Origin of the sequence: Ancylobacter sp. G4_0304 (genome assembly GCF_047501495.1) — a bacterium.
In the GTDB taxonomy this organism is placed as follows: domain Bacteria; phylum Pseudomonadota; class Alphaproteobacteria; order Rhizobiales; family Xanthobacteraceae; genus Ancylobacter.
This window is the reverse complement of sequence record NZ_JAZDRM010000004.1, coordinates 114,572-125,764: the sequence shown is the minus strand read 5'-3', so window position 1 is coordinate 125,764 and position 11,193 is coordinate 114,572. Positions and strand designations below refer to the sequence as shown.

Below are 11,193 nucleotides of genomic sequence, written 5' to 3'. Positions count from 1 at the left end.
GCGCCGCTGGGCGGTCGAGGCGCATGCAGCGAAATCGCTTAAGCATAGGAGGTGACGGGAGCCTTGGCCTCCTTCTGGCGCTGCTGGATGCTACCTAGCCACGTCTCCAGTTTCACGACTTCGGCTATCAGATCGGCATGAGAAACAGTCTCAGGGTTCAGGGTTTCCGCGGACGTATGCATCTCTTCCGACAACCGGCCTCGCGCTGCTGTTACGGTCTTAACGTCGTCATCGCTGATGATCGCGAGCTTGAATAGACTGTTGCCCTTTATGGCGTTATCGAATCGAGCAAGGACCGGAAATACAAAGTCTGCGATGCCTTGATCCCAAGATTCTCGAAGTTGCTCGATGATGCCTTTGCAGAAGATAGTCCGCCGAGCATCCGGCCATGTATCAAATTGGTGCTTTGCTTCTTTCAGCTCCGAGCGCAGGGATTGCGCCAATTGTTGCGCTGATTTCGCCTTCATCGGCAGCTCTGACTCCACAAAGCCGGGTCGGCTCTGTTTGCGACAAACTGTCTGATACTGGATGGAGCGCGTTTTTGCGTCCGCTTCGCGACGCAACTCGAAAAGAAACGTCAGATCGTGTGTAAACACGATGACCTGCCGGTGCTCAGCCTCCTCTACAAGTCGCGCTGCTACCGCCCTGCGATGAATGTGATCGAGCGATGACATAGGGTCGTCGAACACAATACTGGAGTATTGTTTGGATGTGACAAGCTCGGCCAGGAATGCAGCGAGTGCGACGCAACGATGTTCGCCCTCGCTGAAAATCTCGCCCACAGGCTCATCAGGTTTCTCAACGAGACAAACTTGAAAATATGACACAGCATTCGAATCTTTGACTTTCCGAAGCTCGACCGGCATTCTAGCCAACTTGAGCTTATCAATCTCACGCGCGAATCGACCGCGTAAGGCGTTCGTAACAAGCTTGTCAGACAATTCCTTATTCTTAGTCGTAACGGATCGTTTTGCCGTATCCTTTGCGGCCTTGGTTATGATTTCGGCCTCTTTGCGCCTCTCAATCTCGGCTTTAATGTCCGCGAGTAGAGGGCCGAGTGCCTCTCGATCTTTCAGTTCTCGATATTCCTTCACCAAGGCAAGGTGCTCTGGGCTGTTTTGATCGGCTGACAGTTGAAGCGCACGACTCGCAAGGCGGACAGATAGCGCGGCGAGTGCAGTGGCTGGGAAGGCAGTGAGTTGCTCGGGAGCGGTCTTGCTACGGACGAAAGATCGAAGCCGCCAAGCCGCCCGCGTACTGCATTCTCTCACAACACCGGCAAGAGAGACGTCCCCGATCTCGGTCTCAATGAGGCTAACGAACTGGCGGCGGGCCGCAGCGCTCATATGCTTAGCGGCGGCTTGTTTTATCGCATCGCTATAGGCCTCTTCCGCGGCGTCTTCGTCGGCTTTTGTCGAGCCCTTAACGAACGTCTCGAACGTCACGAGGCGCTCAATCGCATCTTTTTCCATGGGCTGTTGGCAAAGCACGCACAACTCATCATGGCCCGTTGGATGCGGGAATGTCCTGCTCGGATATGCGATGCCATCGGAGTATTTCCGGGCGGCCTCCCAAAGAGCGCGCCATGTCGCCTTCCCCACGTCAGGAAGCGGCGAAGCGGCGAACAACGCGTCGGATGCCAATTTCGCGCTCTCGGCTTTGGTTTCCCAGTCGGATTTCAAGGAGGAGCGCATCGCAAACGCCGCAGGAGATGCCGTGTCGACCAGATTCTTGAGCTTGCCGATGCCATCATCAAGGCGTGCTTTCTGCGCGGTGATTTTCGCAGCGGCTCGTTTCGGTTCTTGTGCGAGATCGCTTTCCAGCGCGGCGAGGTGGGAGGTTTCCGCCTCTGACAATTGCGCCAGCAGGTCGAGCTGAGCGATGCTTGATTTTGTGGAGAGGCTGCGCACGAAAGCGCCGGCAGCGGTATCGGCACCAAGTTGGGGCTCTTTAATTGCCAGCGGCGTTTTCGCATTGATGGCGGCAAGCCGATCATCGAGCTTTGCCTTGACCTGATCACAGGCCGTAGCCAACGCTTCCAAGACACGCATTGGCTGGGGAATGTAGGCCACGGCGTTCGTCTTCTCGACGTGCACGTTGGCGCTTCTGGAGTCGAAAATGCTTATCGACGGAAGGTCAGCGTGGCTCGGCGCTTCCGGGCTCCATGCGAATTGATCCTCCGTGGCACCACGTAGGAACACAATGTTGGCGGTCTGCGGGGTAGCTGCCGCATCTTCCACGTCACGCAAGATCTTGTTGTTGCGGTCGCGTGTCCGGCAGGCGTGCTTCAGGATACGGACATAGCCAGATTTGCCTGACCCATTGTCGCCGTACACGATCGACAGTCCCGCCTGCGCGAATTCGAGTTTTTGATCGAAGGCCAGGGCATTGACGCCGGTTGGATTCTCGATACGCAACACGCTGACCGGTGCACCTAAGATACTTTGTGACGAGACATCTGCGTCTGACAACGGCGTGTGAGGCAGCGCTGGATCAAGGCAAATTTCGAGAAGTTCGTCGATCTCCTCGCTGCCAAGGATGCCGCTCTGAACAAGTCGGCGCAAAGCATCTCGTTGCCAAGCCGGACGCGTAGCAGACCAAGCAAGCACCTCGGCAAAAGCGAGGTTTTCGGTCAGCGTTTCTTCGTTGGTAGATTGAGCCTCAGCCATCAGCCTTTGCCACCTTTCTTGTCGGAGTCCCAGGCCGGGAGAATGAACGGCTGGCCATGGTCGATAGGAACGCGAATTGACGTTTCCCCCCACTCGGCGGGCGCTGCAAGCGCGATGATGAAGCGCGACGAGAGGTCGGCATATTCGCCTTCCGGCATGGGCGTATGTCGTTCGGGCAAGCGGCGGAAAAGATGAGTATGATAGACCCAAACGTCATTGCCCCTGAGCAAGACCAAGAGCTGCTTGATCCGGCGGCGAACGGCGATTTCTTCGCTTGGGGCCACCTTCTCTAGGATGCTCCGGACGGACCACGTTAGGCCGTCCAAAATGCCGATCAGCTCTTCCGCGTACTCAGCCGCCTCATCCGTCAGCGAGATCATAATTTCGCAAGCGAAGTCGTTCGAGCTGTTTGCCTGCTTGAACAGCAGACCTTCATCCATCGTCACATTTGCGAGGTCGTAGTCGTACCGGGAAACCAAACGCTCTTCGCGCATCTCAGCAATGACAGCAGAGAAAACCTCGCCGGCGCCCGCGGTCTTTGATTGAGTGGCATCACAAGGAAACGAGATTTGCTCCCGGCGGACGTTCAAAACCTTCGCAAGTCGGTCAAGAACGTCTACTGGTACAGGCGCATTTTTGTTTTCGATCTCGCGAAGCGTCCGTTCGCTGACCCGAACCTCATAGGCCAATTCTTTCTGTGTCGAGACACGCTCGGCGTTGGTGCGGAGCCTCTTTATTTGGCTTCCATCGGGGGTAACTTTCTTCACTGTCGCCTCGGTTTGTAATTGTCGATTTAGGCACAGTATAACAGTCGACCTGCGAGTAGTCGGCAACAAACCGGCAGCTAACCGGCAAGCGCGCGGCAAGCCTGCGAGCGCGGCGGCTTTCACTCGCAGATCGATGCCCCAAAATCCCGGCGGGGCGGTTGAAACAGCACATCGACAGCAGCCGTTCCGAATGGAGGGCCTTGCCTCATCGGCGATCCATGGCCAGATCCTCCTGATACTGATGCCAGCCGTACATATCTTGTATGGGCTCGGCCATGACCTCATCGAGGTCGTCGATTTCCTGATGGAGCCGAGCATAGCAATCCAGGACAGCGAGATCGTCCATGCCGAGCCGCAGCTTGGCTGCTTGCCGACGCCAACTGGCAAACGGCAACTTCTTATGACGGGGCTTCCATTCAGGAAGAAGCCTTTGGTTCGCCTCGATCAGAACGCTGCTTCCGCGGGCGATGGAAAGCCGATCCGGATCGAACGGTTCAAAGGGAGTCTGGGTCGCTTTTAACTGGCGCTCACGCTCACGATGACGGCGCACTACCTCCGCGATCGTGTCGGCCTCGAGTTGAACACGACGTAGGGTCTGAGTGGGGTCATCCTTACCGCTGCGACCCTTAGCGATTATTCCGAAATCGGTTTCCGATTTCCCTGCGAGGCCGATTAAGTGCTCCGCCAATGCATTGCCGAGCAGAAGAGGGTCGGGATCGACGCGCGCGGCGACGCGCATGCAGAACGCCGATACGTCGACCTTGCAAGCATACCGCCGCGTCTCCGCAAGCTCGGGAAAATGTTCGATGATCTCACCCCGGGAGAGTGACTCCTCCCAACGCAGGAAACGCACCGGCCTCAGCAATTGCGGCGCGTAGCTCAGTACGAGTTTGAGGTATAGGCGGGCGAGGGGGCCGATGACAGGGTCGTCGCGCAGACCAACATGGTAGAGCTGATTGCGATAGCCGTGAAGGATCTGAACAGATCTGACGTCAACGTCCGCGAAATAGCCTGCCCGCTTTAACAGGGACGTCTTCGCATCAAAATTTTGCCCACGTCCAGCGAGCTTATCTTTCAGGGTCAATTTTGGGCTTGCTAATCTGCTATCTTCTTCGATCAGTTCTAAGCATCTTTGATGGCACATCAGCTCGAAAGCATTGTCGATTAAGATCAGCGCCATCCGGCTGCTGAGCGGACGTGCCGCCGATAGTTCCGCGGCCGCTCTGTCGAGTTGCTCAGCAAGAGGTAGGATGAAGCGCATCAGACCTCCGGCGAGAGGTACTTGCGAGACAGCATCGCTTTCAAAGTGCGCCGAGCCCCCACGTTTTGATTATTCGAAGCGTCACGCGACCCGCCTAGCCAGGCGCTCATGCTCTGCGATGAGGAAAGTCAGATAGCTTCGTATGAGGTTGCAGTAGAGGCGTGCCTCATCGATCTGGAGCGCAAGGCCCTCCCTGAGATCGACCCCGTGACGGACGCCACCACCCGTCGGCGAGGAAAGATAGCCATGCAACGTCATCATCCATTGCAGGATTTGCTCTTGATGCCCGCGGCCGCGCTGGCGTAGTTCGCCGATGATTTCGTTGAAGTACCGACCCTGGATGCTGCCGTCTAAGATCTCAGGACCACGAAACGCCGTCGAGATCGTCTCCAGCAGCCAAAGGACCTCTTGGACGGCCTGACGGCCGTTGCCTTCGCTCAACGAGTGCTGGGAGGCATCAAGAGATTCGTTGATGATCGCTTGCGCCTGCACATCGAGAGATGGGGGAGCGTCGGGTACGTTGATCGGAATGTGGACCCGCGTTGCGACCAGCATGGGAGGGTCGAGCTGATAGCCAGCGTCTGCGTCCGCGAGGATGCGGTTTATCCGCCCGGCATCCGGCACGACCATGGTAGGATTGCGGGCGCGAAGTTCCTGGCATGCATCCCAGAATGCCTCGATGAATATGGGGGCGTTCGTCTCCGCACGCGCCATATCTCGGTCGAGATCTTCGGATGCGAACCGTTCGTTGGTGCTCGGCCAATACTCTGTGTTGGCTGCGGCGCAGAAGCGAGCCTTGAAATGCTCCAAAATAGCCTTCCGCTGGCCTTGCCCGCAAACGCGGTTGATGAGATCGCGAAAGCCCTCTTGGACGGCGGCTTCTATCGGGCCGGGACTGTCAAAACGCCATCTGCCATCGAACTGGAGCATCGGGTGTCACCGCGCTGCCGCCGACTTTCGGCGTGCTACGGTGCGCATAGGTCTGTCGTGGGAGACGGTTCCATCGCTGAGACGCTGGAGCCGGATGGCCGGCCGCCCCGGCAGATTCACCGTCAGCTCAAGTTTTCCGCCGATCGCCTCAACGTAGCTGCGCAGTGTCGATAGGTACATGTCAGCCTGCTTTTCGATCTTCGAGACCGACGGTTGCTTTATCTTCAGCGCCGCAGCGATGTCCTCCTGCGCCTTCCCGGCGATCTGACGCATCTCGCGCAGGCCCTCAACCTCCTGCTTCAGTTCCTCATAACGGGCTTCGATCTGCTCCTGCTGATCGCGGGGCAGAGAAGCAATGACGTCGTTAAGGCTCCGGCCCATCGATCAATCCTTCTTTGCGGATTTCAGGCTTTCCAGATGTGCGGAAAACCGACTGTCCGCCTTTGCGATAAGCTGCTTGTAGAAGCGCTTCTGGCTGCCGCCGGATTTGTCGCCTGCAACGAGAAGGATGGCCTTCCGTTCGGGATCGAAGGCGAAGGCAGCACGCCATTCGCCGTCGGCGGCAGAGAAACGCATCTCCTTCATATTGGCGTGCTTCGAGCCGTTGAGCGTGTCGGCGTATGGCCGACCGAGCTGCGGACCGAATTCGCCGAGCAGTTTCGCAACTGCCAGCAATTGGGTCTGAACCTCGCGCTCAAAAGCCAGGAACTCCGCCTCGAAGGCGTCATGCAATCTAACATCCCAGGTCATATAGCTTCCAAGCTATGTTGAGTCAATGGCGAGCGGGGCATTAGTTGCCACCCTCGGCCACGCCAGCCTGGCGAAGCAGATCGCCAAGGCTCTTTCCACCGATCCAACATCGCGCAATGACGCGGTCAAAGGAGCGGACGCGGCCGCCGCGCCCACGTTCGGCCGTGCAGGTGATCTCGCGCCGAAGGGCGACGCGTTCGAGCGCCGCTTTCGCCGCGGGACCGCCTGGCGTGTGCAGCTCCGGGGCATCGAAGTCGGCAAGGCGCACCTCGATCCACTCGTTGGGGTCCGATGTACGCCCGACGCAAAGACCGTCGCCGTCGCCGACATAACGGACCAAGCCGGAGAACTCGACTCCAACCTGCGAGGGGACAGGCGCCTCGCATGGATCTGCATGGGCCGGGACCGCAAAGCAGGCCGTGACGAATGCGCCGGTGACAGCGATGAAGCGACCGCTCACGCGGCCTTCTTCAAGGCGCTGCCGCCCTTCTTCTTCGCTAGCAGCGCCCGGACGAACTTATCCCACTTGGCCATGCCGGCGCGCTTTTCGACCATGTAGTTCCAGCGATCGTAGTGCTTCGAACTGACGTCCTGAAGGGCGTGGTTCTGAAGCCGATCGCGGATTTCCTTCGGCACACCAGCTTTTCCGGCGAGCGTCTTGAAAGTGCGCCGGAGATCGCGGTTCGTGACGTAGGGGATCACGCCGCGATCGCGCTGACGCCACATGAACGAGTATAGAGTGCCATGGCTGACCGGCTTTGACTGGTCCGTGGCGGAGGGGAAGAACCATCCATATTCGTTGGGCTTGATGGACTCGATCAGTTCGGCCGCGAGCGACGGGACCGGGACAGCGTGCGGCTGGAGGTTTTTGGTCTTCGACCAGTCGATGATCCGCTCTTTGGCGTCCCACTGGTCGACATGGAAGCGAGCGATCTCCTCAACGCGCTGTCCGGTCAGCATGAGAAGCTGCACGGCGCGGAGGTAGGAGGGAGTGACTGGCACATCGGGGCATTCGAGCCAACGATAGAGCTGCAGGAACTCGTCCTCATCCAGCCAGCGCGTGCCCTGGACCTTGGGCTCCGTCGGGATGCCGGTGGCCGGATTAAAAGGGATGCGGAAGCGGCGAGCCGATTGCTGTCGATAGTCGTTGTCGGATTTCATACCCCAGCCAAAGGCCGCGTGGAGATACGACCGCACATGATCGGCCATCGACTTCGCGCCACGATCATAGATCGGACGGATTAGCTCGATGATCTCCTCGGCCTCGATCTCGCGGGCGAGGCGGTTTCGTCCGAGCGTATCGGCAATCTTGTTCAGGCCTTTTTCCGTCTCCTTCCACGATGGCTTGCCGGCGGCCTTGAGCGACGCGACATAGCCCTCGAATAGGTCCGCGACCGTGCCAGGACGCGTATCCGTTGCGATCTTGATGCTTCGGCCCTTCTGGATCACATCCGCGAAGTCGCGCTTGAAGACCGCGCGCGCGTCAACGAGGGACATCGAGGGATACGCACCGATCTTCTTCTTGGTGCGCTTGCCATCACGCCACTGCTGGGCCATCCAATCGGCGGTCACGCGCTTGGGCATTGGCTTGAGGACAAGGACGAGACGGCCGGTGCCGCGTCCATCGCCGTCGGCGAGATTTTCTTGCTTCTGGCTCACCTCGACGCGCTTGAGCGCATGCCGGATGGCGGTGTCGGTCAGGCTGGGCATCGCGATTCTCCTGTTCCGCAACTGGGATCGGTTCAGGAGAAACAGGGGTCGCTTGCTGGGAGCGGAGAGCCGTTTTCTACCCCTTAAACCGCCCCCAGTTTGCCAAAACCGTCCCCACTACGCAATGCCAAAAATGCCCGAGTTTGCTAGTGTTTCAGCGTGCTTGTGCGTGCTCCAGCGTGATCTTATTGACCGAGTGGGATGGTTGTGGACGAGGATGATCGCGCTGGCGGAGACCTCCAGCGCGCGCTTCACCACCTCGCGCGGATAGACCGGCGTGTGGTCCACCGTGCCGCGCTGCTGCACCTCGTCGAGGATCAGCTGGTTGCGCTTGTCGAGGAACAGCACGCGAAACTGCTCGTGGTCGACGAAGGCCATGGCGGCGCGGCAATGCGCCAACACGGCGCTCCAGGAGGACAGCACCGGACGGGCCCGCACCTTGCCACGCGTGACACGCTCCACCGCCGCGCCGATCAGCTTGAGCTCGGTGACGATGGCCTCGCCCACGCCCTTCACCTCGACGAGGCGCTTGGGCGGCGCGGCGACGACCTCGGCGAAGGAGCCGAAGCGCTCGATCAGCGCCTTGGCAAGCGGCTTCACATCCGCGCGCGGCACCGCGCGAAACAGCACCAGCTCTAGCAGTTCGTAATCGGGCAGCGCCTCGCCGCCGGCCTTACGGAAGCGCTCGCGCAGCCGCTCGCGATGGCCCATGAAGTGAGGCGCCGGCTCCGCCAGCCCGTCGCGCGGGGCGTCCGCGTCCGGCAACGGAAGCGCGTCGCCGCCCTCGTCGTCGCCGGCCATTAGGGGTCCGGCGATTTCGCCCTGCCCGGTCTTACGCGTCATGCCGGCTCCTCGGGGCGGGTCAGGCGGCGAAGATCGGCCGGTGATAGCCCTTGGGCGACAGCGTGAAGATTTCGACGCCGTTCTCGGTCACGCCCACCGAATGCTCGAACTGCGCGGAAAGCGAACGGTCGCGCGTCACGGCGGTCCAGCCGTCGGAGAGCACCTTCACATGCGGGCGGCCGAGATTGATCATCGGCTCCACGGTGAAGATCATGCCCGGCAGCAGTTCCGGCCCCTCGCCGCGCCGCCCGACATGCACGATGTTGGGTTCGTCATGGAACAGCTGGCCGACGCCGTGGCCACAGAAATCGCGCACCACGCTCATGTGCAGCGGCTCGACGAATTCCTGGATCGCCGCACCGATATCGCCGACATGCGCGCCGGGACGGATCACCTCGATGCCGCGCATCAGCGATTCATAGGTGACGTCCAGCAGCCGCTCGGCGCGGCGCGGAATGGCGCCGACCGGGTACATGCGGCTGGAATCGCCATACCAGCCGTCGACGATCAGCGTGACGTCGACATTGACGATATCGCCCTCGCGCAGCGGCTTGTCGCTGGGAATGCCGTGGCAGACGACGTGATTGATCGAGGTACAGGTTGAATGCCGGTAGCCGCGATACATCAGCGTCGCCGGCAGCGCGCCATTGTCCATGCCGAACTCGAAGACGAGATCGTCGATCGCGGCGGTCGTCACGCCGGGCGCCACCATCTCGTGCACCAGATCGAGCGCCTCGGCGGCGAGCCGGCCGGCGCGGCGCATGCCCGCGAAGCCTTCCGGCCCGTGCAGCTTGATCTGGCCGGTCTTGCGCAGCGGGGCGCCCGCCGCTTCCACATAAGTCATCGTTGAAAAGTCCAGAACAGAAAGGTTGTCACGAATGTAAGCCTTTCCCGGCGTGGCGCAAGAAATCGAAGGGCGTAGCGCGCCGGCCGCGTCACCCGAGCGGCTTCAGCATGTGCACCACGCGGCGGTCCGCCAGTTCCCGCACCTGCTCGATGCCGAACCCCTTGCGCCGGTACCAGTGCACATTGTCCACCAGCTTTTCGCCGGTGATCAGCCGCATCTGCCGGCGGCCCAGCGCGCGGGCGCGCATCTCGGCGGCGTCGAGCAGGACATTGCCGAGCCCGCGGCCCTGCGCGCCCGGCGCGACGCCGATATTGTCGATGTAGAGGTCGTCCGCGCGGGGCTGGAGAATGAGCACCCCCGCCAGAGCCCCCGACGTCCCGCCGGCCTCGGGGCCGTCGAGCACCCACACCTCGCGTGTGCGGAACACCTGCCCATATTCCCATTGCAGCGGGATCGGCTCCGTTCCCAGCAGCTCTCGGTTCCGGGCGAACGCGGCGCGCTGCAGCGCCTCCACCGCCGGCCGGTCGCCAAGGCTGGCACGGCGCAGACTGTGGGTCGGAGTGTCGAGAGTACCGGCATTGAGCACGGAGAGCGAGACGTGCTGCCGGCCGTCGGCGTCGAAATTCTCCGGCGCCAGCCACGCCTCCATCGCCACCGCGCGCTGGGGCCATTCCTCTTCCAGCATGGAGAACCACGCGGTGTCGCGATTATGGCCCTTCACGATCATATGATGGCGGAAAATGCCCTCGAAGGTGAAGCCGTAGCGCTCCGCCGCGCGGCGCGAGGGGGCGTTGAGCGCGTTGCATTTCCACTCATAGCGCCGGTAGCCCAACGTCTCGAAGACGTGGCGGGCCATCAGATACATCGCCTCGGTGCCGCCCTGTGTGCGCATCAGCGCCGGGGTGTAGAGGATGTTGCCGATCTCGATCACGCGGTTGGCGGTGTCGATCCGCATATAGGTGGCGTGGCCCACCGCGCGGCCGGTCGCGCGGTCCCGTATCGCAAACATCAGCGGGTCTTCGCGCCCCGCCGCCGCTTCATATGCGGCGAGGAAGGTCGCGAAATCGGGATAGGGCGCGGCGCCCAGATAGGCCCAGAGCCGCTCGCGGTCGTCGCCATGGGAAAGCTCGTACAGATCGCGCGCATGGAGCTTCGGGTCGAAGGCCACGATGTCCACATGGCGCCCGGCGAGCACGGTCGAGCGCTGGGGGCGCGGGGCGGGATGCGCGTCAACTGGCGCGCCGACGGGAAGGAAACTCGACATTGCGGTCATTGCGGAACTCGCTTGTTGCGCGCGCTCGCCAGAACAGGCGCTTGCAGCACCGGCCGGCGGCGTGACAGATAGTACAAAACCGACGGTACGACACCGACAAGAAAGTGCCGGACACCCGCGAGGGCCGAAGCCGCGCGGCACGC

The 11,193-nt window shown here is 61.0% G+C and carries 11 protein-coding genes; all 11 read right to left on the bottom strand.

What is annotated here, in order from left to right:
- Positions 1 to 38: 38 nt before the first annotated feature.
- The 11 genes from VRZ77_RS03860 to VRZ77_RS03810 all read right to left on the bottom strand — a co-directional run bounded on the left by VRZ77_RS03860 (position 39) and on the right by VRZ77_RS03810 (position 11,050).
- Positions 39 to 2,669, bottom strand: a complete 2,631-nt coding sequence (locus VRZ77_RS03860; RefSeq protein WP_051886739.1) for an AAA family ATPase — start codon at positions 2,667 to 2,669, stop codon at positions 39 to 41.
- Positions 2,669 to 3,436: a helix-turn-helix domain-containing protein gene (locus tag VRZ77_RS03855; protein ID WP_037519582.1), complete on the bottom strand. Its 768-nt coding sequence runs from the start codon at positions 3,434 to 3,436 to the stop codon at positions 2,669 to 2,671. The genes VRZ77_RS03860 and VRZ77_RS03855 overlap by 1 nt, the downstream gene beginning before the upstream one ends.
- Before the next feature lie 205 nt (positions 3,437 to 3,641).
- Complete coding sequence (locus VRZ77_RS03850) at positions 3,642 to 4,697, bottom strand: hypothetical protein (protein WP_037519585.1); 1,056 nt, start codon at positions 4,695 to 4,697, stop codon at positions 3,642 to 3,644.
- An 81-nt stretch (positions 4,698 to 4,778) separates the two neighbouring features.
- Positions 4,779 to 5,627, bottom strand: a complete 849-nt coding sequence (locus VRZ77_RS03845) for a hypothetical protein (RefSeq protein WP_037519587.1) — start codon at positions 5,625 to 5,627, stop codon at positions 4,779 to 4,781.
- A gap of 6 nt (positions 5,628 to 5,633) precedes the next feature.
- Complete coding sequence (locus VRZ77_RS03840; RefSeq protein WP_080727226.1) at positions 5,634 to 6,008, bottom strand: XRE family transcriptional regulator; 375 nt, start codon at positions 6,006 to 6,008, stop codon at positions 5,634 to 5,636.
- A gap of 3 nt (positions 6,009 to 6,011) precedes the next feature.
- A complete protein-coding gene (locus VRZ77_RS03835) occupies positions 6,012 to 6,377 on the bottom strand; it encodes a type II toxin-antitoxin system RelE/ParE family toxin (protein WP_037519589.1) in 366 nt (121 codons plus the stop codon).
- 40 nt (positions 6,378 to 6,417) lie between these two features.
- On the bottom strand, positions 6,418 to 6,837 hold the full coding sequence (locus VRZ77_RS03830; protein ID WP_037519592.1) for a thermonuclease family protein: 420 nt from the start codon (positions 6,835 to 6,837) through the stop codon (positions 6,418 to 6,420).
- A complete protein-coding gene (locus tag VRZ77_RS03825; protein ID WP_037519595.1) occupies positions 6,834 to 8,087 on the bottom strand; it encodes a tyrosine-type recombinase/integrase in 1,254 nt (417 codons plus the stop codon). Before VRZ77_RS03825 ends, VRZ77_RS03830 begins: the two co-directional genes overlap by 4 nt.
- Positions 8,088 to 8,204: 117 nt before the next feature.
- The gene (locus VRZ77_RS03820; protein WP_414591389.1) at positions 8,205 to 8,888 is read right to left on the bottom strand and encodes a JAB domain-containing protein; all 684 of its coding nucleotides are present in this window, start codon (positions 8,886 to 8,888) and stop codon (positions 8,205 to 8,207) included.
- Between the two features lie 61 nt (positions 8,889 to 8,949).
- Entirely contained in the window at positions 8,950 to 9,774 is an 825-nt protein-coding gene (gene map / locus VRZ77_RS03815; RefSeq protein ID WP_414591382.1) for a type I methionyl aminopeptidase, read from the bottom strand.
- Between the two features lie 91 nt (positions 9,775 to 9,865).
- Positions 9,866 to 11,050: a GNAT family N-acetyltransferase gene (locus VRZ77_RS03810; RefSeq protein ID WP_414591381.1), complete on the bottom strand. Its 1,185-nt coding sequence runs from the start codon at positions 11,048 to 11,050 to the stop codon at positions 9,866 to 9,868.
- Between the last annotated feature and the right edge of the window lie 143 nt (positions 11,051 to 11,193).

What these genes read in the sequence shown, in the direction of transcription:
- VRZ77_RS03860 (WP_051886739.1), bottom strand. Translation starts at nt 2,669, where the DNA reads ATGGCTGAGGCTCAATCTACCAACGAAGAAACGCTGACCGAAAACCTC.
- VRZ77_RS03850 (WP_037519585.1), bottom strand. Translation starts at nt 4,697, where the DNA reads ATGCGCTTCATCCTACCTCTTGCTGAGCAACTCGACAGAGCGGCCGCG.
- VRZ77_RS03845 (WP_037519587.1), bottom strand. Translation starts at nt 5,627, where the DNA reads ATGCTCCAGTTCGATGGCAGATGGCGTTTTGACAGTCCCGGCCCGATA.
- VRZ77_RS03840 (WP_080727226.1), bottom strand. Translation starts at nt 6,008, where the DNA reads ATGGGCCGGAGCCTTAACGACGTCATTGCTTCTCTGCCCCGCGATCAG.
- VRZ77_RS03835 (WP_037519589.1), bottom strand. Translation starts at nt 6,377, where the DNA reads ATGACCTGGGATGTTAGATTGCATGACGCCTTCGAGGCGGAGTTCCTG.
- VRZ77_RS03825 (WP_037519595.1), bottom strand. Translation starts at nt 8,087, where the DNA reads ATGCCCAGCCTGACCGACACCGCCATCCGGCATGCGCTCAAGCGCGTC.
- VRZ77_RS03820 (WP_414591389.1), bottom strand. Translation starts at nt 8,888, where the DNA reads ATGGCCGGCGACGACGAGGGCGGCGACGCGCTTCCGTTGCCGGACGCG.
- map (WP_414591382.1), bottom strand. Translation starts at nt 9,774, where the DNA reads ATGACTTATGTGGAAGCGGCGGGCGCCCCGCTGCGCAAGACCGGCCAG.
- VRZ77_RS03810 (WP_414591381.1), bottom strand. Translation starts at nt 11,050, where the DNA reads ATGACCGCAATGTCGAGTTTCCTTCCCGTCGGCGCGCCAGTTGACGCG.